Annotated in this window: 24 protein-coding genes; 7 read left to right on the forward strand and 17 right to left on the reverse strand. The window is 50.0% G+C overall.

Translation table 11 applies throughout. The features are described from left to right. Nucleotides 1-7: 7 nt before the first annotated feature. The 17 genes from HGT70_RS00085 to HGT70_RS00165 form a co-directional block, all read right to left on the reverse strand. A complete protein-coding gene (locus tag HGT70_RS00085) occupies nt 8-1237 on the reverse strand; it encodes a beta-ketoacyl-ACP synthase (RefSeq protein WP_214194564.1) in 1230 nt (409 codons plus the stop codon). Further along, nucleotides 1234-1965, reverse strand: a complete 732-nt coding sequence (locus tag HGT70_RS00090; protein WP_071433454.1) for a 3-ketoacyl-ACP reductase FabG2 — start codon at nt 1963-1965, stop codon at nt 1234-1236. Before HGT70_RS00090 ends, HGT70_RS00085 begins: the two co-directional genes overlap by 4 nt. Continuing rightward, a complete protein-coding gene (locus tag HGT70_RS00095) occupies nt 1962-2438 on the reverse strand; it encodes a hotdog family protein (RefSeq protein ID WP_071433456.1) in 477 nt (158 codons plus the stop codon). Before HGT70_RS00095 ends, HGT70_RS00090 begins: the two co-directional genes overlap by 4 nt. Beyond that, nucleotides 2435-3604 (reverse strand): beta-ketoacyl-[acyl-carrier-protein] synthase family protein, encoded by a 1170-nt coding sequence (locus HGT70_RS00100; RefSeq protein WP_214194565.1) that lies wholly within the window; start codon nt 3602-3604, stop codon nt 2435-2437. Before HGT70_RS00100 ends, HGT70_RS00095 begins: the two co-directional genes overlap by 4 nt. 1 nt (nt 3605) lies before the next feature. After that, on the reverse strand, nt 3606-4178 hold the full coding sequence (locus tag HGT70_RS00105; RefSeq protein ID WP_214194566.1) for a DUF3261 domain-containing protein: 573 nt from the start codon (nt 4176-4178) through the stop codon (nt 3606-3608). Beyond that, nucleotides 4175-6481: an MMPL family transporter gene (locus HGT70_RS00110; protein ID WP_214194567.1), complete on the reverse strand. Its 2307-nt coding sequence runs from the start codon at nt 6479-6481 to the stop codon at nt 4175-4177. The genes HGT70_RS00105 and HGT70_RS00110 overlap by 4 nt, the downstream gene beginning before the upstream one ends. Further along, the gene (locus HGT70_RS00115) at nt 6468-7085 is read right to left on the reverse strand and encodes a LolA family protein (RefSeq protein ID WP_214194568.1); all 618 of its coding nucleotides are present in this window, start codon (nt 7083-7085) and stop codon (nt 6468-6470) included. Before HGT70_RS00115 ends, HGT70_RS00110 begins: the two co-directional genes overlap by 14 nt. Then, a complete protein-coding gene (locus HGT70_RS00120) occupies nt 7082-7504 on the reverse strand; it encodes an acyl-CoA thioesterase (protein ID WP_071433467.1) in 423 nt (140 codons plus the stop codon). Before HGT70_RS00120 ends, HGT70_RS00115 begins: the two co-directional genes overlap by 4 nt. Next, nucleotides 7497-9197 carry a glycosyltransferase family 2 protein gene (locus HGT70_RS00125; RefSeq protein WP_214194569.1) on the reverse strand — a complete coding sequence of 567 codons (1701 nt, stop codon included), beginning with the start codon at nt 9195-9197 and terminating at the stop codon, nt 7497-7499. Before HGT70_RS00125 ends, HGT70_RS00120 begins: the two co-directional genes overlap by 8 nt. Continuing rightward, complete coding sequence (locus HGT70_RS00130; RefSeq protein ID WP_214194570.1) at nt 9182-9550, reverse strand: ApeI family dehydratase; 369 nt, start codon at nt 9548-9550, stop codon at nt 9182-9184. Before HGT70_RS00130 ends, HGT70_RS00125 begins: the two co-directional genes overlap by 16 nt. After that, nucleotides 9537-10898, reverse strand: coding sequence for an AMP-binding protein (locus HGT70_RS00135; RefSeq protein WP_214194571.1), 1362 nt, complete (start codon nt 10896-10898; stop codon nt 9537-9539). Before HGT70_RS00135 ends, HGT70_RS00130 begins: the two co-directional genes overlap by 14 nt. Continuing rightward, nucleotides 10895-11512, reverse strand: coding sequence for a COG4648 family protein (locus HGT70_RS00140; protein ID WP_198363433.1), 618 nt, complete (start codon nt 11510-11512; stop codon nt 10895-10897). The genes HGT70_RS00135 and HGT70_RS00140 overlap by 4 nt, the downstream gene beginning before the upstream one ends. Then, a complete protein-coding gene (locus tag HGT70_RS00145; protein ID WP_071433477.1) occupies nt 11475-11720 on the reverse strand; it encodes an acyl carrier protein in 246 nt (81 codons plus the stop codon). The genes HGT70_RS00140 and HGT70_RS00145 overlap by 38 nt, the downstream gene beginning before the upstream one ends. A 17-nt stretch (nt 11721-11737) precedes the next feature. After that, nucleotides 11738-11995, reverse strand: a complete 258-nt coding sequence (locus HGT70_RS00150) for a phosphopantetheine-binding protein (RefSeq protein WP_071433479.1) — start codon at nt 11993-11995, stop codon at nt 11738-11740. Nucleotides 11996-12009: 14 nt separating this feature from the next. After that, nucleotides 12010-12786: a lysophospholipid acyltransferase family protein gene (locus HGT70_RS00155; RefSeq protein ID WP_071433481.1), complete on the reverse strand. Its 777-nt coding sequence runs from the start codon at nt 12784-12786 to the stop codon at nt 12010-12012. Between the two features lie 9 nt (nt 12787-12795). Next, entirely contained in the window at nt 12796-13512 is a 717-nt protein-coding gene (locus HGT70_RS00160; RefSeq protein ID WP_214194572.1) for a beta-ketoacyl synthase chain length factor, read from the reverse strand. Nucleotides 13513-13795: 283 nt separating this feature from the next. Further along, nucleotides 13796-15694, reverse strand: coding sequence for a sigma 54-interacting transcriptional regulator (locus HGT70_RS00165; protein ID WP_214194573.1), 1899 nt, complete (start codon nt 15692-15694; stop codon nt 13796-13798). Nucleotides 15695-15951: 257 nt separating this feature from the next. On the opposite strand from HGT70_RS00165, the gene ssuD reads away from it, so the two are divergent. From ssuD to HGT70_RS00200, 7 genes are all read left to right on the forward strand, one after another. After that, complete coding sequence (gene ssuD / locus HGT70_RS00170) at nt 15952-17130, forward strand: FMNH2-dependent alkanesulfonate monooxygenase (protein WP_214194574.1); 1179 nt, start codon at nt 15952-15954, stop codon at nt 17128-17130. Then, a complete protein-coding gene (gene sfnG / locus HGT70_RS00175) occupies nt 17127-18221 on the forward strand; it encodes a dimethylsulfone monooxygenase SfnG (protein WP_214194575.1) in 1095 nt (364 codons plus the stop codon). The genes ssuD and sfnG overlap by 4 nt, the downstream gene beginning before the upstream one ends. Further along, nucleotides 18214-19623 carry an FAD/NAD(P)-binding protein gene (locus HGT70_RS00180; protein WP_214194576.1) on the forward strand — a complete coding sequence of 470 codons (1410 nt, stop codon included), beginning with the start codon at nt 18214-18216 and terminating at the stop codon, nt 19621-19623. The genes sfnG and HGT70_RS00180 overlap by 8 nt, the downstream gene beginning before the upstream one ends. A 71-nt stretch (nt 19624-19694) precedes the next feature. Next, entirely contained in the window at nt 19695-21104 is a 1410-nt protein-coding gene (locus HGT70_RS00185) for an LLM class flavin-dependent oxidoreductase (protein WP_071433493.1), read from the forward strand. Then, the gene (locus HGT70_RS00190; protein ID WP_214194577.1) at nt 21101-22111 is read left to right on the forward strand and encodes a methionine ABC transporter ATP-binding protein; all 1011 of its coding nucleotides are present in this window, start codon (nt 21101-21103) and stop codon (nt 22109-22111) included. The genes HGT70_RS00185 and HGT70_RS00190 overlap by 4 nt, the downstream gene beginning before the upstream one ends. After that, entirely contained in the window at nt 22108-22806 is a 699-nt protein-coding gene (locus HGT70_RS00195; protein ID WP_071433497.1) for a methionine ABC transporter permease, read from the forward strand. The genes HGT70_RS00190 and HGT70_RS00195 overlap by 4 nt, the downstream gene beginning before the upstream one ends. Nucleotides 22807-22808: 2 nt before the next feature. Then, complete coding sequence (locus tag HGT70_RS00200; RefSeq protein WP_071433499.1) at nt 22809-23687, forward strand: MetQ/NlpA family ABC transporter substrate-binding protein; 879 nt, start codon at nt 22809-22811, stop codon at nt 23685-23687. Nucleotides 23688-23811 lie beyond the last annotated feature (124 nt).

Raw genomic sequence — 23811 nt, forward strand, 5'->3', positions numbered from 1 at the left:
AAAAAAACTATGGCCAACGCTTAATAACAAGCGACGTATTAATTCCCCCAAAGGCAAAGTTATTAGTTTGTAAATATTCGACATCTGCTGTTATTTCTTTACCCATGATGTAATTTAAATTACCGCACAGAGGGTCTGGATGGTGTAGGTTAAGCGTTGGCATCAGTCTCCCTGCGCGGATCATCTCAAGGCTCATCCAGGCTTCGAGGGCGCCACAAGCACCAAGGGTATGTCCGAAGTAACTCTTTAGTGATGAGATTGGCGGCTTATCCCCAAAGATCGCGGCGGTCGCCTGACTTTCTGCGATATCGCCACGTTCGGTAGCGGTACCGTGTGCGCAGATATAGCCAATCTCAGACGGTGGGAGTCCCGCCATCGTTAAAGATTGTTCAATACAGATCTGCATCGTTGCTTGTTGTGGCTGGGTGATATGCGCAGCATCACAATTCGTCGCAAAACTTACAATTTCACCATAGATTTTGGCTCCACGAGCGAGGGCATGATCGAGACGCTCAAGAATCAGTGTCCCAGCCCCTTCGCCAATAACCAGTCCGTCACGGTTTGAGTCGAAAGGAGCCGGTGAGGTCTGCGGCGCATCATTACGTTGGCTGGTGGCGAATAGCGTATCGAAGACCGCTGCTTCTGATGGACAGAGTTCCTCCGCTCCTCCCGCAATCATGACGGTTTGATAGCCATGTCTTATGGCCTCCCAAGCATAGCCGATGGCTTGGCTCCCCGATGTACAGGCGCTAGAGGTGGGAATAACACGCCCACGGATACCGAAAAACAACCCCGTATTAACCGCGGTAGTATGTGGCATCATTTGTACGTAGGTAGTGCCCGTAATATTGTTGGTATGCTTTTCAGTCAGCATCGTGGCAAATTCACTGACAGGACCAGTACTTCCTGTCGAAGAACCGTAAGCAATTCCCGTTTGCCCTTGGGTTAAAATCGGATCGTCTAAAAGACCTGCTTGTTCAAGTGCCAGTTCGGTTGCTCGGGTCGATAATAACGAGACTCTCCCCATGGAGCGGATACGCTTGCGGGTATAGTGCTCGGGCAATGAAAAGTCATCGATCGGCGCACCGAGATGCGTATGAAGGCCTTGATAGATTTGCCATTCAGGCATGATACGTACGGCATTACGACCACTGCGCATCGTCGTAGCTATTTCCTGCCAGTCTTGTCCGAATGCGGTAACTCCTTTCATCCCGGTGATAACGACACGATGCGTCATAGCATGCCCCCATTGATCGAGATGACTTGTCGCGTGACATAACCCGCGAGGTCGGAAAAGAGATAGCTAACTAGCCCGGCAACCTCTTCGGCTTGTCCTAGCCGCTTCATCGGTATTTGTTGCATAATTTCACTAACAATCGTCGCATCGTCAGGCACCATTCCGGTATCAATAAGCCCTGGCGCGACGCAGTTGACGGTAATTTTTCGCTTAGCCAGTTCGATGGCCAGCGCCTTTGTCGCACCAATAATTCCGGCTTTCGCCGCGCTATAATTGACTTGTCCTCTATTTCCCATTATTCCAGAAACAGACGATAAGGTGACAATTCTTCCCCCCTTACGGGCGGCAATCATACTCATCAGACAGGGGTGGATGACGTTATAAAAGCTATCTAAATTGGTCGATAAGACACTATCCCAATCCTCTTCGCTTAAGGCTGGAAAAGCTGCGTCACGCGTAATCCCCGCATTGTTAACGATGCCATAGAGTGGGCCATATTCATCTATATAGGTTTCTAACACTTCGCGACACTCATCCCGTTGACTAATATCAAATTGAATGAGTGTTGCAGTACCTCCTGCCTGCTGAATAGTCTCTAGGGTCTCTTCAGCGCCGCGTTTATCAGAATGGTAATGAACCAGTACATGAAAGTTATCTTGCGCCAATTTGCAGGCAATCGCCTGACCAATGCCTTTACTGGCACCGGTCACTAAGACTTGCTGTGTCATTGTGTTGTCTCTTCCTTAAAAAAATAGGCCAACTCATTATCGTTAGGTTGGTAGGTGTTAATACGCCCTTGTGCGACGCAGACGCCCTCAATAACGATATCGGCATCAAAACTCGCCATACGCCCATCTTGCATCAGCAAGGAGATTTGTATGTCTAGACAGTCGCCTAGATTAAAAAATGGGTGAGTCGTCGTAAGATTTCTCGCACCGAGGATCATTCCGAGAGCCGGCGCGCAGCCCTCGCGCTGCTGGGTATGCCACCCGTTCCAGACGCCTACCGTTTGAGCCATAAGTTCGAGGGCATACCATCCTGGTAGAGTCTTCTCCGGCGTGATGAACGGTGCTAATACACCTTGCAGGCTGACCCTGCTACGACAGGTTGCTTGCTCTGCGGACACGGCAACCACCTCTTCGAGTAAGATCATCGGTGCGCGATGAGGCAGATAGGCCCCGGGAGAAGAAAAGGGTGTCATGATACGGTTCCTATAATGAGACAAGTATTGTTACCGCCAAATGCGAAGGAGGTCGATAACAGCCTTGGCTGATTGAGGGGCTGACTGTTAAGAAGTAACCCGCAGGGTGTTAGCGTTTTATCTTGCGGGCAGTCCGTAAAGTCTTGATAAGGTAACGGGAGGTTACGTTCCAAGATTAATGCACAGAGGTTAGCTTCAATAATACTGGCAGACCCCAACGTATGGCCAGTAAGGTGCTTGGTCGAGCTACACGGCACAGTTTCCCCGAAAATATGCTGGATGACCGAGGACTCTACCTCATCATTGAGCGGGGTCGCTGTCCCATGTAGGTTGATATAACCGATATCTTGCGGGTCTAGTTTTGCGGCAGTCAGTGCCTGATTAATCGCCACCCCAGCACCTTTTCCTTCCGGGTGCGGGGCGGAGATATGGTAGGCATCTGTCGACTCGCCAAACCCGAGTAAGGCTATATTTCCGGGCTGACGGGTAAGGAGCATCAGTCCGGCGCCTTCACCGATAGTGATGCCTTGTCGAGACTCGGCAAATGGCTGGCAACGTTGTTTAGAGAGCGAAGCCAAGCTATCGAAACCATTAATCGGCATGCGACTTAGCGAGTCGGCTCCCCCAACAATTGCGGCATCTACTAGCCCTGCGTTGATTAAGCGTGCACCACTGATGATTGCTCGCCCGCTCGATGAGCACGCGGTGGAAATCGTATAGGCAGGGCCTTGCGTACCAAGATATTGACTCAGAAAACGTGCTGGATCGCCAAGTTCTTGCTGGGCGTAGTGCCAATGCTGATTATCTTTATTCTGGTGGCAATCATTCAGATAGCGGTCTCCCTCATCCAAACCAGAGGTACTCGTGCCTAGGATAACGGCAATGCGCGAGGACGGATATGTCGCGAGGATATCTGTAACCTGAGGCTTTATCTGTGCCAGTGCCGCAAGCAGTAAGCGATTATTACGCGATTGGTGGGCGACGAGTTGCGGCGGTATTGTGGGTAATTCGCCTGTGACGGTTCCCACGACGAGGGGTGACTTATCGGTTAACCATTGCGTACTCACTGTCATCCCGGGGGCATGAGCCATAGAGAGATTATGCGCAATGTCGTCCAAGTTATTGCCTAGTGCATTAACCATGCCGTATGCAGAGATAAAGATCATATTATTTATCTAAATAATTGATGGAAATTTGATAGTGAAATGCACGTTGCTCAAGACTGATAGGTAAACGTTGTGCATCGAATTGTTGATAGTGGACTTCCATAATTACCTGTCCCTTACTATCGGTCAGTTGTCGAGTATTTTCTACATCACGCAGCCGCCAGCCAGTAGGCAGGTTTGATTGCCAACGGGATACCGGGTAGAAACTGAGCATGACATCGGCGAGCACTTGGCTTGCAGGAGGAAGATGGGGCACGACTATCGACTGTTCGGTATGAATTCCCTTGTCATCATAGGTCAACATAAATAAGCGTATGCCAACCGGAGATAACCCCACCAACCGCAACTGCTGCTGATTCGCATCAAGCATGATCACCAGCGATTGCTGTTGGCCATTAAAACGTCCGGTTAGCATCTGTTGTGAGCGAATAGGCGTGTCGAGTGACGGGCGCGGCAGCGTCACTTTCGTGCCGGGCTTTAACCATGCGGTAGGTTGCGCGACTTGGGGTGTCTGGTGTTGGCAACCACCGAGTAGCAATAGCAAGCACAAACCAAATATATGCCTTAGTTTCATGATTTTTTCCTTTTGCGGCGAGAGGGCATTGCCAGAGGGGATAATAGCCAAGCGACAAGGATGCCGCTGCATAATACGGTCCCAAAACTACTAATGGCTTGCGTGGAGCTAAAGAGTAGCATCCCCAAGGTCAGCAGCGTCGTGACCAGTGCTAGTGTGATCGCTTGCAAGGAGATTACGGGTGTACCACGAGGATTACCGAAGAACAGGGTATAATTGATCCCAATACCGAGTACAAGATTCAGGGCGAGTATCGAGAATAGCGTGATAGGTTCTCCACGTAACGCCAGCGAGGCTAATCCACAGGTTAAAGAAAGAATAGAGGGCACTAAGGTCGTAAGCCCCTGTTTCCATCCTTGTCTAACCATCGCGCTGATGGCAATAACGATAAGCGCTACGATAATTAATCCAGAAATTAACTGCCGGTAGTGGCTGAATAAATCGTCGAAGCTTGCCTTCCTGTCTATCCAGACAATACCTGGTAACTGCGCGGCAATCGCGCTCATCTTCTGACTATCGATGACGCCAGAAACTGGCACTAAACTGGCTGTTGTCCCGTCTTTGAGTTGAAACCACAAGAGTCGCCATCCTTCACTTACCGGGCTATTCAACCATTCGTCCGGAGTGAGGGGCAGTAGAGAGGTATCGACTTGTGCGTCGCTAATTCCTATCGCTTTTAAGCGCTGTTCGATAAGCGGTGCGGCCTGTTTTATCAGTTGTTGATCCTTCGTTTGCTGCGCTAATGCATTGAGGGGTAATGCTCGCCACTGTCCTAATAGCCGCTGGTGCTGCGCTTGACGTAGAGCCGGGCGTAGCGCTGCTAACCTGTTGAGCATTATTTCTGGTGTTGCGCCATACACGACAAACCACTTCTGATCGCTCGACTGTTGGGTCATCGCAGCCATTGCTTTTTCTTGTGCAACGAGCGATGGCGGCAAGGTCTGTAACTGCGAAATATCGTCATCGACACGCAGCTGCGTTAATCCGATCGCCGAGAAGAGGGTTAGGGCGGTGGGGATACCGTAGCGTACCCACCGATTATGACGCCATAGTGTTATCCACTGGAGAAACCGAGTACTAAAGGGGAGGGTATGGGTCGGTAATCCGCGACTGAGCCAAGGATGCCAACAATAAACGGTTAGACACGATGCACTCAACCCGGCAATCGAAAAAGCCGCCATTTGCTGGATACCAGGAAAGGGAGCCAGTAGCATAATGCCATAGGCAATTACCGTCGTTGTTACCGCTAAAAGGAGTGTTCGACCTACTTTGGTGAGACTCTGCCAAGGCGTACTTTCCCTACCGAATACGCGGCGCTCGCACAAATAATAGAGGGAGTAATCTGCAGAAATCCCGATAATGCTCATACTCATCACTACAGTCATCAGATGTATTTCGTGCCAGATGGTGAGTACCACGACACCTCCCGCAAGGGCACCGATACTAATCGAGAGAACGGTTATAAATAACGGGCGAAGCGAACGGAATATCCAGAGGATCAGTAAGACCAGTCCAACGAGGGTCGTCGTTCCTAGGTGCTGCATATCCGACTTTGCTTGTTCGCTAGCATGGTCGCTATAAAATAACGTGCCACGCGTCAGTATTTTTGCCGAGGGGTTCTGTTTAATAAAATCTGCCGTGATACGGTTAATGTCTTCGACTAACCGATGATTTTCCGCCATGCCCCCTTGCGAACCGCCAATTTCACCATGTAAGAAGTACCATCTTTTCCCCTGAGCATCGCGAGCCGTTAACCATCCATCGCTGAGGGTCAGCGCGCTTCCAGCTTCCGCCAAATTAAGCTGGGCGCCGCGTATCAACATCAACGGGTCGTGACGAAGCTCTTGCCCGCTTACGCCAGAAAAGGTGCTATAGAGTTGGCTTAGTACCCACTGCACTTGCCGTTCACCGCCATTGGCTAAGCGTTGGCGGGTCAGTTCGTCAATATTACTATTTCGATATTTGACGAAAAAACCTCCCCATTGTTGCTGCTGGGCCGCAGTCATGGGCCCTTGTAAGCTGGCCAATTCCGGGATCTGTCGTAAGGTGACTAACCAGTTGTTCGCGAGGGGACGGTGGTGCGTATCTTCCCCAGCGATCATCCACACGACCTGGCGATCGAGACGATCGGTGAACGCCTGATAAATTTCCGCAGGGAGGTGCTGGCTAATGTTTACCGGGAGTAAGCTTAATACACTGTTATTGAGCCGACTTTCCGGGAGCAGTTTCCCCAGCGCGACGAGGAGTAGGAGGCATATCGCCAACCAATAACCGCCAAGATAACGAGGATTAGTGAGACTCAAAGTTAGCCTGCTCTGTCGCGGTTAATTCTGTAGGTGTACTACGCTGTTGGCTAAAGACGAGTCGTGTTGCGTCACCCTGTTTATCCAATAATGTCACCTGATCAATAAATTGCCCTCCTTGTAGCGTAATAGTGCTGAACAGCTTATCTAAGGGGGTGGTGGTCGGGGTTAACGAGAGCGTCCAGTGATCCTTTTCTAACGGGGTAAAGGTGAGCGAAAAATTATTATCGAGCGTGGCACGATCAGCCGTAAACAGCGCAGTTAATAAATGATTAAACTGGAACATTTGTGGATTCGATTGCGCGGTCATCACCTGTGGCGGTTGGTCTTGCATTTGTTGCAGCATACGATCTTGCTGTAACACCAAGCGCATGGCAAAGGGTGTTGTCTGCTGCCATAACAATCCTGAGGTACGCGAGATCACCATTTCACCGCTGGAGTTCAGCGTTTGCGGCATTCCCTTAATCGTCCGTTGCTGTTCGAAATGGGCACGAACTAAGGGATGAGAGGCGAGTGTCTGTTGTACCTGCTCCACCGTCGTAGCCTTTGCAAAAGGGAACACAACGAGAAAAATTGCCGCAAGCGGCCAGCGTAAAAGAGTCATGGCGTTACTCCAAGGCATTTGAAGAGGATAGCGGGACTCACATAACAAAGCGCTTTCGTATGCATGTCCACGGCGACCTGAATGGTATAGGCGCTCGTCGTACACTTGCCTGTCTCACTATCGAAAATCTTATAGTTTATTTTTAACCTGTTTTCATACTCTTCGAGCTCGGCGTGTACGATGAAGGCCTGCTCAAAGGTTAGAGGATGGCGATATTTGATCCGCGAGTCGACCACTGGCCAAGCATAGCCACTGTCGCGCATTTGCTGATAGCCGTAGTCGAATTGTCTGAGCAGTTTTTCCCTTGCGATTTCTAAATAACGGAAATAGTTGCCATGCCAAACTACCCCCATCATATCGACGTCGTGAAAAGCGACGGTTAGATGAACTTGTGTGAGCAAGCGCGGGTCATTATTCATGCGTAGTCTCCTTGGGATCGGTGGTAGGGAGATGCCAAAAGTCGAAAAAATTAAACCACTCTAAGGGCGCAAGCAGAGCGTAATGTTCGAGACGCTGTGCGTATTGGTCGACATAGTGTTGTAGCGCCTGTTCGCGTTGGCCGCGTGGTAACTCGATTTTATTGGCCAGCAGCTCTGCAAAGATGGTTAAGGTGTTATGCCGATGAATCGCAAACAGAGTAATAACGGGACAGCCTAATGCGGCGGTAAGAATAAAAGGCCCTTGCGGGAACGGCGCAGGGCGACCTAAGAACGGGCTCCACAGTACCCGAGGTTGACCTTGGCGATGGGGACTCACAGCAATTCTATCTCCGACGATCGCGACCCAGTCGCCTTGGGCGATTTTCTCGTCGATTAACATCGCCGTATCAGGCCCCATATCGGTAACCGGTAATAGATTGACCGCGGAGTTCGGCGCTACACTATCCATAATTTTTTTGAAATTTTGCGCGTGTTCATGGAAGACGATGGCATGAATAGTATGGCTACTGGCATGATTAGCTAAGGCTCGGCATGCCTCGATATTGCCGAGATGCGAGGCGAGGATAATGATCCCGCGATGGCGAAACTGTTCGAGACAGGCCTCACTGTTCTCAGCAAATATAATGTCGCGACCGAGCTGTTGTTCACCGCGCCAACACGCAATCCTTTCAAGGATCGTTTTCCCAAACATCATAAAATGCCGAAAAGGCGTTAATTTTTCATAAGCTTGAGTGTGCTTGTCTTTTAAGCGTTGTTCAACGTTGAAAATCCACTCTTTAGAGGCACGTCTCGCTTGATGCGCGCAAAGGAAGTAACAGCCGATAATGGGGTAGAGCAATGCTTCACTACAGCGTCTACCTAAGAGTTTATGGATAAATAAGATGCTCTTCATTCCCCACTTTCCCCGTAATTCTGGCGTCTTTGCCCAATGACTTTTATGGCGTTTAATCAACGATGGGATGCGTACCAACATGCCAAAGAAGAGTTGGGTATGCATCCACGATATGCGCAGGTTATCGCGCAGGGCATCGAAATGAGAGATACCATTTTCGGGGTAAGTGACATGAGTCGGAATGAAATAGCTATCATGGCCCAGCCAGTAAAGTCTGACCATTATTTCAGTATCAAAATCCATACGACGGCCAGGTTCTTTTTTCGCACAGACTCTTAGGACGGGGTTAATCGGATAGACTCTAAACCCACACATACTGTCTTTTATCGAGAACGAAAGTGTTTCGACCCACACCCAGAAATGGGTAATCCATCGTCCGTATAAGCGAGCTTTTGGAATAGAGCTGTCATAAATCGGTTGTCCTGAGATCACGCTATCAGGATGCTGGTCCGCGAGTGCGAGAAAGGCTGGAATATCTTCAAGGGTATGTTGGCCATCGGCATCTACTTGAATTACATGGCTAAACCCCAGTTGAGCCGCATAACGAATACCTGCGATGACGGCGACGCCTTTGCCTGAGTTCTGCTCCAGGCGTATCACCTCGACCCAAGGGGTCTGAGCGGTAATCAACGCGATCTGCTGTTGCGTTGCCGTGTCACTACCGTCGTCGACTACAATACAAGGGAGCTGTAACGGAGCCAGACGAGTGATGACGCTGGCCAAGAGCGCACCGTGATTGTAGCAGGGGATAAGTAGGCAAGGTCTTAGCCGATAGGACATAAGCGGATTTTTCCTTGGCTGATCGATTGGCGCTCTGCCTCGTCCTGCTGACGATAGTGCTCGAAGTGAAACGTCAAGAGGTGACTGTCAACGTGCCAATGCAGGGATAACTGAACACGAGTATCCGGCAGTAATGGCTTCTGGAATTTCACCTGTACCAGACTACTAAACTGATAGCCCACGGTTAAATAGTGCATGGCGTAGTGCATAACCCAGTCTATCTGCGCTACGGCGGGCAGAATGGGTTGAATAGGGAAGTGACCGTCAAACCAGGGTAGCTGGCCGTCAACCTCAAGGATCAACACCACCTTTTCGCTAGTGGTTGCTACGACGAGGGGGTTAATGGGTTTCAAAAAATAGCTCCTGTAAGCGGGATTCCTGGCGTTTATGTAGGGCGTCACAAGGGATGCTAGTGACTGAGCGCCAATAGCGAGGGATGGCGATATCCTCTAAATAAATGCCGAGGGTTTTACGCCAGAGACGCTCTGTGGCGATTCTATTTAGTCGCCATTGTTGCTCTTGCTCTGCACTCATCACGACGAGAGCCGCGATTCTTTTCCGGCCTCGTTGGGTAATGGCCATCACCGCGGCATCGATAATACCTTCTAGCGCGAGTACTTGGCGTTCGATTTCATCGAGAGAAATCCTCTTTTCTTCCAATTTGATTAACCGACTAAGGCGCCCCGCAAGGTGAAAACAATCATCGTCAACAAAGGTTAGCGCATCGCTTAATGCTAAGCCGGTCACCTCAGTAACCAAGGGCGATTTCAGTAGCCAGTGATCCTCAATAGGGGTAAAGCGAACGTCTGGCAGGCAGCGCCAAGGTCTCTCGATAGTTTCGCGATAGCGGTGTGCCATCACGCCGGTTTCTGTACTGCCATAGATTTCGTCAACTCCTACCCCTAACCAAGCGTTAATTTTTGTCGTGACAGGAAGATCCAATGGCCCACCAGCGGAAAGGACCAGCGAGGTTGGAGGAGGGGATAACGTTTCATCGATACGTTTTAAGAAGGCCGGACTCGTGATCAACGTATAACAGCGATTCGTCACATGAGCCGAAAATTCCTCCGGGAATATGACCCTTTTACGGTTAACCGGGATACCTAAGGAAAACGGTAGCCACACCGTGAAGGTCAATCCATAAAGATGGCATGGATTGACGGTCGTCAACAGACAACTGTCAGCAAGACGCGAATGAAGTAAGGGCGCGATAAGTCTGCTCTCATCGTCCATTTGCTGGAGGGTTTTCACCACTTTTTTAGGGTGCCCACTAGAGCCAGAGGTAAACAGTTCGATGGTCTGCTGCAGACTGAGGGCCGGTAAATCACCGGAGACGGGCTGAAGAGACTCGCGAGGTTGAAATACTTCGCCGTCGATATCCTGGTCAATAGTGTGCTCGCTTAATAACAGATCATAATGCTGCGACTCGATAGCGATTCGACTTAATTTAGTCTGGCTAAGCAGTACAGGAATTTTTTTGGCATAGAGGCAGGCGAGCAGTGAGATAACAAAACTGTAGTGGTCTTCAAAGTAAAGCGCGACACGCTTAGCAGATAGAGTAAGGAGATGATGGTGAAGTTCAACGACCTCTCCCCGTAGATCCTGCACAGAGATAAATTGATCCTTAAACCAAAATACGGGTACTGGGTTGCTAGAATCAGTGTCTAACCACTGTAGAATACTGCGAACCTGATAGCTCATCGCGCGACCCTTCGTCTGATTAGCCACTCACCCACGAGTAACAGCCCCATCAGCAGATAAGAGATTAATCCATTCCATAGCCCCCACCACGCCATGTTCCCGATATAAATGGTCGCGACTGAGAGTAGACCGTTAATAACGAAAAAAGCACACCACACTTTTGTCACCGACCGGGTATAGCGTATTGCTGACGGGGGGAGGTCGGGGCGGCTGATCCGTGCGAGCTGCTCAATGACCGGAGTACCACGGACGAGGGAGTGGCTAAAAAAAATCAACATCACACTGGTCATCGCTACCGGATACCACAGTAACCATTCATGGCGTTGGAATAAGACACTTATTGAGCAAAGCAGAATCGCCAATACGCTTCCCACTTTAATCACTTCGCGAAGTGGCCCGCCATCGGGGAGGAAAGCAATCAATCGGATAACCATCAAGCCAATTAATACGGGGGTTAACCAATGGATAGTATGCTTAATGACCCCGAACCAGATGAGCAATGGCCATAGCAAGACGACTAGGCTAAATAGGCTTTTACCGAGCTTACCGGCAGAGGACATGGACACTAAACCCCGTTCAGCTTTCGAGTAAGCGCTGAACTGCATCAACGACATCTTGCACCGTACGCACAGCTTTAAACTCTTCAGGCTTTATCTTTTTCCCGGTTTTCTTCTGTAAATGTACGATCATATCGACGGCATCAATACTATCTAAGCCTAAGTCTTCATATAAGCGGGCGGATGCGACGATATCCTGAGGTGGAATTTCGAAAAGTTCAGTTAATAGTTTTTTAACTTCTTGTTCAATCTCTTGATGTTGCATAGTTGAGTACTCGTTTTTTAGCGATGGTGAGCAGTAATAAAGGCTGCTAATGAGGCGATAGAATAAAAGTGTTGGCGAATTTCCTCATTCTCAGAAGAGAGACTGATACCGTATTTTTTCTTAATGGCCAGACCGAGTTCTAACGCATCGATCGAGTCGAGGCCTAACCCCTCGCCAAACAGGGGATCATCGGTCGCGATATCGTCAGGAGTGATCTCCTCAAGATTTAAGGTGTCAATCACGAGTTGTTTAAGTTCTAACTCTACAGGGGTCATGGGCTACTCTTAGATTAATGAGATGAATGAGTTAATTGTCGTTGTAGATATCGATTAAGTTGCCTCGCAACCACAGAAGGTTCGGCAGCATCGGCATTTTTAATAAAACTAGTAATATCAATAAGCTGGCCGATCCGAATAGTAAATGTCGGCTTACGGGCAGGGATACGATACCAAGGGCTCTGTTTATCCAGCATCCGCTCGTCACACTCGATATGAACGAGGCGAATATTGACCCGACACCGAACGGCAATATTAGCGGCGCCTCGTTGTAACTTCAGCGGCTCACCATAAACAGTGCGAGTACCCTCTGGAAAAATAATTAATGTTTCATTCTTCTCGAAACGGCGAGTACATTCCGGTAATAAAATATCAGACTGATTATTCACTAAGTAATCGGCGGCTCTGATAACACCTTTAACAAATATATTTTTTTTAAGAGAACTTTTGACAATACAATCGGTTGTTGGCATGACTGAGGCAAGAATAACGTAATCGATTAACGATGGATGGTTCGCGACGATAAGACAACGTTGATCCTGGGCTAATATCTCTTTTCCGATAATCTGACAATTAATTACTGACAAGTAACGTAGGGTATTTATAAAAAAATTAAAGCAATACGAAATACATCGCCTGGCGACTAAACGCTTCTTTTCAGGTTTAACAATAAACAAATTTAATAAAGGGAACCCTATTAAAGAGAGCAGTAATCCGCCTGCACCAAATAATACGAAACATAAGGCAGTCATCACTAAACGCCATGGCCTACTATTTAATAGAGTCTGCATCATGATCGCCTATCGAGACCAAGACCAACGGGTATATTGGCTTTCAATATCAATGTATTGCTGTTGACCTAACCAGTAGTGAAGTAATCGTAAACTCTGCGGAAGGCGCAACGAAGGCGGCTGTTCGTCTTTAAGGGGCCTCATTTGACAGTTTAGGTCTGTTCCCTTCTCTAGCAGCAAGGCACAGGCATAAGGCCAATGGGGGGAGGCATGAGGTAAATAAAACTCGGGTAGCTTTCCTTCGAAATCAACTAATAATATGCGAGTAAACCCATTTCCTAATAGCGCGACTGCCTCAATAATACCTTGTTGAAAAGAGTCTTCTCCCGCAGAGATTGAGGTAGAGCTCACCGGCGCATCAAGCATTATCGCTAACTGACCGACTGCGGAGTTGTGTACCGACATCGTGAAGTCGGTCGGCGATACGGCGTCTCCTGCAGCGAGGGCCGAGAGGATACGATGATTCCTTTCTAGTTCTCCATGACGACAGGTAAAAATGAAGGCATCAGGAGAGTGGCGGGTGGTAATATCTAACGCGCAGTCTAGGGCTAAGCGACTACCTGAGCTTAAGCGCCGAGCGGTGAGATTGCTAATGTTTTTTAGTTTTCCGTAGGGTGTGTCACCATCGATATTAAGGCCTCGATTGAGGGTGGTTTGCCAAGCCTCACGAGTTTCTAATCCGGGTGCCCTAGCACTCCAATCAGTGATCGTAATAGAAAAGTTCATCATCATCCTTGAAAACACGTTGCGGCTATTTTTAACTTTTAGTGCCTATTATCTCGTTTTAACGCATGATGTCTAGATTTCTTTGCAGTTATTTCACGCAAGAATAGATAAATTCTTGCGTGCGATTGACCCACTGTGATCAGTATTAGATTATCAACGGAATATTCTTATTGGTAATTAGATCGGCAAGTGTATACGGCCATTTACCCTTTAGCTTAAACGTTAGCAATAAATAAAAAATTCACGCTGATTAATGTGACAAATGATTATGTTATGCAGACTATTAATATTCACTTTCCCATATTGCTTGGCGAACACTAATCGGTCGAGATAATAGGCCAAGTGCATAAAATCTATCGGCAATAATTTGCTGTTCGCGAATAATATGCCTGTTCATTGTCTGCGTTTGATGGCTCCTCCTGGAGAGCGCTATCTCCAGCGCACCGGCATCTATAGCGAGCTCTTTCGATAATGCGCTGGCAGCATGCTGACGAGTGTTATCAATATATTTTCCTGTCGCCTTTAACGCATCAATCAGCAGGGGAAGAAGATCCGACGAGTGGCTAATAAATCCTTGGCGTGAAAGATAAAATTGATGGTTATTGACGCGGCCCTCTCCATTTTCGATACGTCTAAGCAGTCCGTCAAACTCAGCATGACTGAGAAGCGGGTCCCACATCATCCATGCCTCTGCCGAGAGATAATCACTCTGGGTCAACGGATATTTCGGCGGGGTATAAATGAGGCGAACGTCTGATAGGCTAAGCCCTGCCTCATCGAGTAGTTGTAAGAGTAGGTAATGGACGTTCGAGCCTTTATTAACGGCGATACGCTTACCGCGTAAGTCAGAAAGTGTTCGAATGGGACTAGTGTGCGGCACCATGAGGGCGACGCTACTTGGTGCAGCCGGCTCCCACGCGATATAGCGTAATTGATTATTTTCCGCTTGAGCAAATAGCGGGGGGACTTCACCCGTCGTACCAAAGTCAATCTCACCCTGAGATAACGCTTGGAGGAGTTGTGGTCCGGCTGGGAATTCGCTCCACAGCACGTTCACCCCTAGTGGTTGAAACTGACGTTCTAAATGGCGTTGTGCCTTGAGAATGCCAAGGTTACCAAATTTCTGGTAGCCGATGCGTAGCTCTCTCTCCCGTTCCGTACGGTGTTGCGTCTCCGCCGCTTTTGCTCCTGAGGTTGCGGCATTGCGTGGCTTTATTAAGCCTAGATGGCTCAACTGTGTACGTAGCGTATTTCGTGAGATGCCCAGTACTGCCGCCGCTTGGCTTTGATTCTGTCCAGTAAGATCGAAGGCTTCGCCGATTAACGCTTCAATAGTTCGTTGATACAAGTCTGGCTCTCCACGCTGTAGCTGCTCACGAATAAAAGCGGAGAAGACGCCTGCTTTTTCAGCCTTATCGGTATGTGCTGGGGGACGCAGCAGTAAATGTGTTGAGGATATCTCCAGATCATCGCACAGCAACACGGCATTATTAATGACATTATCGAGTTCACGGATATTCCCCGGCCACGCGTAATTCATTAGGTCGTGAAGCGCGTCTTGGGAGAAGACTTGGCTGGGCTTCCCATGGTGGCGGGTATAGCGGTGTAAAAAGTGTTGCGCAAGGACCGCGATATCTTGTGGTCGCTGGCGGAGAGGTTGCAAGTGTATAGGTGCAACATTAAGGCGATAATAGAGATCCTCACGGAATAGCCGAGAATGGATGGCTTGTCGTAAGTCAACATGCGTCGCCGCAATGACCCGTACATTAATCGGTATCGCCCGATAGGAGCCAACGCGGATCACCTCGCGTTGTTGAAGTACGCGTAAAAGCTTAACCTGTAAGCTTGGACTGAGCTCACCCACTTCATCGAGTAATAAGGTGCCTCCTTCAGCCGCCTCAAACCACCCACGGTGACGTTCCGCGGCACCCGTAAACGCGCCTTTTTCGTGGCCGAAAAGCTCGGACTCCGCCAAGCTCTGCGTGAGAGCCCCACAGTTTACCGCGAGGAAGGGTCGATGATGACGCGGGCTTTGACGATGTAGTGTACGCGCAATGGCCTCTTTCCCCGTACCAGTCTCACCGGTAATCAGCACTGTCGCCTCGCTCGGGGCGAGACGCATAATTGTCTGGTGTAATTGTTGAGACAGCGGGTCATCTAATGTTACGTAGTCGTCTTTCATTGTCTCTCCTCCTCGAATCTTACTCACTCTATGCCTCTGTGTATGGCAAAGCGAGAGGGATATTGTTGCGTTTGCAGCAACGAACAGGCGTTGCTGCGGCAAACGCAACAGTCTTGGTAAAACCAGTAAACGATAACCCATTGAAAATTATTAACTATTTTTTTTATACACTTGGCACAGTTCCTGCTCTACCTCTTATAACTCAATGGAATTTATGTATCTAAAAAATTCAGATAACGTTATATAGGAAAATGATAATGAGCGATAATCTCTCAGCCCCGCTTAATCTGTTTTGGTTCCTCCCTACCCATGGTGATGGGCGTTATCTGGGAACCACTCAGGGTGGGCGTCCGGTGGATCTTGCCTATCTTCAGCAAGTCGCGATCGCGGCAGATAACTTAGGCTTTTATGGCGTTCTAATTCCTACCGGTAAAAGCTGCGAAGATGCGTGGTTGGTCGCCTCTGCCTTGGCGCCAGTTACCAAAAAACTTCGCTACTTGGTTGCGGTACGTCCGGGTTTACAACCCCCCACTTTAGCCGCAAGGATGGCGGCAACCTTAGACCGTCTCTCGGAAGGTAGACTCCTGATCAATGTCGTCACCGGCGGTGATCCGGTAGAGAATAAAGGTGATGGTATCTTTCTCTCCCATGCGGAGCGTTACCGTGTGACGGATGAATTCCTCGATATCTATTCGCGGCTCTTGCAAGGCGACAAAGTGGATTATCAGGGCGAGCATCTGCATGTTGAAGGCGCTGAGATCCTCTTTCCTCCCGTACAACCAGGCGGGCCACCACTCTTTTTTGGCGGCTCGTCGGAGCCGGCTATCGATGTTGCCGCAAAACATATCGATACCTATTTGACGTGGGGCGAGCCTCCGGCAGCGGTTGCCGAGAAACTCGCTGTCGTCCGTGAACGTGCCCAACAGACGGGTAGGACCATTAATTATGGTATTCGTCTGCACGTTATCGTCCGGGAAACGGAGGAGGAAGCGTGGGCGGCGGCCGAAAAGCTTATCGCTCATGTTGATGACGATACCATCGCGGCGGCGCAGAAAATTTTTGCTCGCATGGACTCGACGGGCCAATCACGGATGAGTGCCCTACACAGCGGATCGCGCGACAATCTAGAAATCTCGCCTAATCTCTGGGCGGGCGTAGGCTTAGTACGCGGAGGGGCAGGCACGGCATTGGTTGGCAACCCAGAACAAGTCGCGGCGCGGATCCGAGAGTACCAAGCGTTAGGGATCGATAATTTTATTTTTTCAGGGTATCCACATCTTGAAGAGGCGCACCGTTTTGCGGAGCTGGTCATGCCGCTGTTACCCGGCGCGAAGCATCGCGACACCTCAATTAACACCGGGCCGTTTGGTGAAACGATCGGCGGTGATCGACGTCCGACTTCACAGGCTAAAGCTAATTCAGAGGTGACACCATGACAGACAACGTCCATAGCTCTCCCCTTAAGTTCGCTTATTGGGTACCGAATGTCTCCGGCGGATTAGTCATTAGCGATATCGAACAACGGACGTCGTGGGATTTTGACTATAACCGTAAGCTTGCACAAATAGCGGAAGAAGCCGGATTTGAGTATGCGCTGACACAGATCCGTTTTACCGCCGGTTATGGTGCAGAGAACCAACATGAATCCGTGAGTTTCTCACAAGGATTACTCGGCGCGACGCAGAAACTTAAAGTGATTGCCGCATTACTACCAGGGCCTTGGAATCCGACCCTCGCGGCTAAGCAGATCGCGACGATCAGTCATCTGACAGCAGGGAGGATCGCCGTCAATATCGTCAGTGGTTGGTTCCGTGGTGAATTTAAAGCGATTGGTGAGCCTTGGCTCGATCATGAAGAACGCTATTTGCGTTCGGAAGAGTTTATTCGCTGCTTACGAGGCATCTGGCAAGAAGAGCGCTTTACGTTTAATGGCGATTTCTACCGTTATCGAGATTATGTAATGAAGCCTAAGCCTGTGTTGCCGTACCCAGAAATTTTTCAGGGAGGGAGCTCGCGCGCGGCAAGAGACATGGCAGCACGTGTTTCAGATTGGTACTTCACTAATGGTAATGATCCGGAGAGTATTCGTCGGCAAGTTGAAGATATTCAGCTAAAAGCAGCCGATAACAATCATCGCGTGCGCATAGGGGTGAACGGCTTCGTGATCGCTCGCGATACCGAGGAGCAGGCGCAACAGGTACTGCGTGACATTATCGAGAACGCCAACCCTCATGCCGTTGAGGGGTTTGCCTCGGAAGTCAAGAATGCTGGAAATGCTTCACCGGAGAAGGATGGGAACTGGGCAACATCGACTTTCGAAGATCTCGTGCAGTACAACGACGGATTTAAGACCAATTTAATCGGTACCCCGCAACAGATTGCCGAGCGTATTGTTGCGCTGAAACGTACCGGCGTGGATCTACTCCTACTCGGTTTCTTACATTGCCAAGAAGAGGTTGAGTACTTTGGCCGTGAAGTCTTACCGCGTGTCAGGGAGCTTGAACGACAGGAGCAAGGCCATGACTAAACGGCAAATTGTCATCGTGGGGGGCGGATTTTCCGGGACGATGTTAGCGATTCAGTTACTCCGCAAGGGGGATGCGAACCTTGCCATCACTCTGATCGAACCGCGGGCGCAGCTTGCCGAAGGGGTGGCCTATAGTACTCAAGATCCGGCGCATCGTATCAATGTCCCGGCGGCGAAAATGCAACTCTCAGAGTCGGAGAAAGGAGACTTTGACCGTTGGTATCGTCAGCAACCGGCTTTTCTACAGGACAGTGCAGCGTTGTGGCAGGATGGCAGCGTCTATCCACAACGACGCCAATTTGCGGCATATCTGCGAGAGAAACTCGCTCATGCGCTAAACGGCGCAACGGCAACTTTTCGCCATGTTCAGGATTACGCGCAGGCCTATCAGCTAGGGCAGCTATTTACGCAGCAAGGACTTCGGATACCGGTTGATCAGTTGGTATTGGCAATTAGCCATCCTGCACCGCTGAAACCTGCTGTGTTTCAGGCACTCTCCACCGACTCAAACGTTATCCATAATCCTTGGCAGGATGAGAGCCTGTATACTCTCGAGAATAATGCTGAGGTAGCGATTATTGGAACGGGACTCACGATGGCAGATGTCATCGCCTCGTTAGTACGACAAGGCCACCGCGGGCCTATTCATGCAATATCACGGCGGGGACAATTACCGCGAGCCAACCTTAGCGGCCATTATGATGATTACTCACTGATCCCCGCCACACCGCTCCCTACAACGGTAAGAGGATGGCTTAAGCTCATTCGTGAAAACGTCAGCGTTGCGGCACGGCATCAGCGCCCTTGGCAGTTGGTACTGGACGATGTGCGGCGGCAAGCCCAGACTATTTGGCAGCAGCTTAGCCTCGTAGAGCAGCGGCGTTTTTATCGTCATTTGCGCCCATGGTGGGATGTTCATCGCTATCGCATCGCGCCGCAGGTGGCCGCCGTGCTCGGAGAATGCCTAGCCTCGGGTCAATTACAGATCAACGCTGGCCGCCTCATGAGCGCACAGCACATCTCTGGCAAGCTGGCGTTGACCCTTCGTCAGCGACAGGGTGGCAGTAAAACGCTGCTCGTCGATAAGGTGATCGTGACCACTGGGCCGGCTCATCAGCAACTGATCGCCAGCCAGCCCCTGCTTATCGACTTAGCGGCGCAAGCACGCATCACCGCCGACCCACTCGGCGTGGGGATCGCGGTTAACGCACATTCGCAGGCGCTTTCCCCGACTGGTACGGCTCACGACGATCTCTTTGTCGTAGGGCCTGCAGCACGAGGCCGCTTTGGCGAGTTGATGGGCTTGCCGCAAGTGGCGGAGCACGCAGAATTTATCGCTAACCAGCTCCTCGCGATACCGATTGACACGTTGAGAGAGCGATGTCCCCGCGAGTCGAATTGATCCCGTAGCCTGACCTTATTCCTTTATTGATTAACGACGAACGGCATCATGGATGCTGTCGAGGAGACTCTATGTCTGTAAAACGTGAAATTCGCTTTAATGCCTTCGATATGAACTGTGTTGGCCATCAATCCCCTGGACTGTGGGCGCATCCCCGTGACCGTTCTTGGCAATATAAAGAACTCTCCTACTGGACCGATCTGGCCAAACTCCTAGAGAAAGGTAAATTCGACGGCCTCTTTATTGCCGATGTATTGGGTGTATACGATGTATTGGATAACAGTAATGAGGCCGCGATAAGGCAGGCAACACAGGTACCGGTCAACGATCCCCTCGCTTTAATTACCCCAATGGCTATGGTTACCGAGCATTTAGGGTTTGGGTTAACGGCCTCTCTCTCCTTTGAACACCCTTATCCCTTCGCTCGACGCCTCTCTACGCTTGACCATCTTACGCAGGGGCGTATTGGCTGGAATATTGTCACCTCTTACCTTGAGAGTGGCGCCCGTAATATCGGGCACTCTGCGCAGACTGACCATGATGCACGTTACGATTATGCGGATGAATATCTACAGGTCGTCTATAAGCTCTGGGAAGGGAGCTGGGAAGAGGGGGCGGTATTACGGGATCGTCAGCGGCAGATCTTTAGCGATCCTAATAAGATCCACCCTATCAATCACCAAGGGCACTTTTTCCAAGTCCCCGGGATCCATCTCTGCGAGCCTTCACCGCAGCGTACCCCGGTTCTTTACCAAGCGGGAGCCTCAAGTCGAGGTAAACAATTTGCCGCAGAGCATGCGGAATGTGTTTTCGTCGCCTCCCCCTCAAAGGCTCTGCTTAAGAAAACCGTCGCAGACATTCGCCAACGTGCCGCCGCGGTCGGTCGAGACCCCTACAGTATTTTAATTTTTAATCTCCAAACGCTGATCGTCGATGAGACTGACCATAAAGCACAGGCGAAATGGCAGGAGTATAAGCAATACGTCAGTTACGAGGGAGCACTCGCGTTACTTTCCGGCTGGACAGGTATCGATTTTGGTCAGTACCAGCCAGACCAAGTATTAAAACATATTCACACTAATGCGATTCAATCTGCGGTAGAGACGTTTTCCAGCGCCGATCCGTCTCGACAATGGACCGTCCAGGGGCTTGCCGATTGGGTAGGGATTGGCGGTTTTGGGCCCTTACTCGTGGGAAGTCCACAAACCGTTGCCGACGAGTTACAAAGCTGGGTCGAAGAGACCGATGTGGACGGGTTCAATCTCGCTTATGCGGTGACGCACGAGACGTTTAGTGATGTGGTTGAATTATTGGTGCCGGAATTACAGAAACGGGGCGTCTATAAACAGGACTATCAGCCTGGAACGCTGCGCGAAAAGCTCTTTTCTAAGAGCCCGCGTCTTCAATCTCCACATCCTGCCGTAGGTTATCGTCGTCACACTGCATCAAGCCCTGTGACTGGGCAACAGGAGGTGACATGATTAGTGTTGAAAATCTCTCGAAAGAGTACCTCTCGGCTCAAGGCCAGCGGCATACCATCCTTGAGAATATCTCGTTGGATGTGCCTGCAGGTTCGATCACTGCCGTCGTCGGGCCGAGCGGTGCTGGAAAATCGACCTTAGCAAAATGTATTTCGTTACTCGAAAATCCGAGCCGAGGGCGGATTTTAGTCGACGGTATCGATTTATCGACGCTATCCGGTGAGGCGCTGCGACGTCAAAGGCGCTTGATCGGGTCAGTGTTCCAATCGGCCGCGCTATTACAGCGTAAAACCGTCTGGCAAAATATCGCTCTGCCATTACAGTGGCTGGGGGTCGTGCCACATCAAATAACCTCGCACGTCAATCAGCTCTTAGAGAGTGTCGGATTGACCCATAAGGCTAACGTCTACCCGGCGCAACTTTCTGGCGGCCAGCAGCAGCGGGTAGGAATTGCACGAGCCTTAGCGCTTAATCCTAAGGTACTTTTAGCCGACGAAGCGACCTCTGGCCTCGACCCGCAGACAACGCAGTCGATTATCGCGTTACTTAAGCGGCTTAGAGACGAATACCGTTTAGCAATCGTCGTGATCACTCACGAGATGGATGTGGTACGCCAAGCGGCCGATGCCGTCGCCTGCATTGAACAGGGTAAACTTATCCAGTTTGGGCGGGTAGAACAGCTGCTCAGCTCGCCGCACTCATTGTTAGCGAACCAGCTCTTCCCACTTACTCCTTTGCCTAGCACTAAGGCCATCGAAGTGAGCCTGCGTTATACCGCTAAGATGGTGACCTTTGATTGGGTCTCTAGACTGGCCCAGCAAGGCATTCTTATCGATATTCTGGCTGCTCACTTGGAAAATGTGGCTGGCTGCTTGGTGGGGCGTATGCGCATAGCCATATCACCATCAGCGGGTTTCGATATCGACCACTTTGTTCAACAACTTCACGCCTGGGGGCTGCATCTGGATCACCCGCTGCCGCTCTCAGTATTTCAGGAGGCAGGATGAAAGCACCCGATGTGATGAGCCAAGATACGCCTTGGCCAGATATTCATACCTTACTTATTCCTGCTTATCTTGAGACGTGGCTGATGGTCGCCATCGTCATGATTGCGGTATTGAGTGTGGGAGGATTATTGGGGATCATTCTTTTCAATACTTCCCGTTATGGCTTATTTCCAAAATCTAGCCTTTATCATCTGCTAAGCGGCGTAACAAATATCGGACGTTCACTCCCCTTTTTGGTGCTTATGGCCGCCATTATCCCACTGACGTTTTGGCTTACAGGAACGACGATAGGCATCCCCGCAGCGGTGATCCCGATGATCGTGGCAGGTATCCCTTTCTTTGCTCGTTTAGTTGAGAACGCATTACGCGAAGTTCCTACCGAGGTGACTTCTGTGGGTATCGTCTGCGGAGGATCGGCGTGGCAGATTATTGCTCACGCACAGCTCAGCGAGGCCCTGCCGGCGATCGTTGCCGCCGCGGTCGTTAATGTGATCGCCATGATCGAATACTCGGCGATAGCCGGGACGATCGGCGCAGGGGGGATCGGCTATCTTGCCGTCGTCTATGGTTATCAACGCTTTGATAACCACATTATGATCGCCACGATCGTGACGTTGGTGATCACCATTCAAGCCGTCCAGTTTATCGGCGATCGGTTAGTCGCAGCGTTACAACCAAAACACATAAGGGGTTGAACATGAACCACTCTGATTTCGAGTTACGTAAAAAGCGTCGCTGGCCGCTAGGGATCGCCATTCTTCTTATTGTTGTCGTTATCGCGATAGTGGCTCAACACGTTTTCTCCCAGCGCCGTGCCCCCGTGACGTTTAGTTCTCATCTGAGCGTACATTTCGAACCGGCGATGGCCGGTGAGCAGACTATTATCGATTACGTGGCACAGCATATTGCCCCAGATTACGGGATCTCGATTCAGTCAGTCGGGCTTGAAGATCCTGTACAGGCCGATCGGGCCGTTGCAAACGGGCAGTATGCCGCTACGGTTTATCAGCACCAGTGGTGGCTAAAGCAAGTCGTGGAGGCAAACCACTTCGCATTGACGGCTACAGAACCTTTATTTCAATGGGCCTTTGGGATCTATTCTGATCGCTATTCAACGATCGAACAATTACCGCAAGGGGCGACGATTGTGGTCCCTGATGATGGGGCTAATCAGGGACAAGCACTCTGGATGCTGCAACGCCTTGGGCTCATCCAATTGGCCACAAACATTGAACCGCGGAGCGCGAAGCTGAGCGATATTCGCGAGAACCCCCATCATTTTAGATTTAAAGAATTAAGCCTACTCACTATGCCAAGAGTACTTAACTCGGTAGATGCCGCCATCGGTTATGTTTCACAATTCGATGCCGGTAAGGTTGGGCGTGAGAAAGGAATACTTTTCCCTCCTGCGCCGAGGACCTTTGCCTCTCAGCTTGTCGTAGGGAGTGCCTATCTTAAGGACCCCGCGATCCAAAAGCTGATTCAAGCGTTTTCTGATAAGCGATTACAGCAGTGGTTAGCGACTACCGACGATCCCAAAGTTAAAGGGGTGTTAGTCCCAATTTCTCAGCAGTGATGCATAAATAGTCTTAATACAATGGGCGTAGGGAGGCTCAGGACTGCCTTCGCCATAATTTAATTAACTTATTGAATTTAATGAAATAGATATCTTTATTTTCTATTTTGCCGGTGATGAAAGA

The organism is Rosenbergiella collisarenosi (assembly GCF_018494085.1).
GTDB classification, from domain to species: Bacteria; Pseudomonadota; Gammaproteobacteria; order Enterobacterales; family Enterobacteriaceae; genus Rosenbergiella; species Rosenbergiella collisarenosi.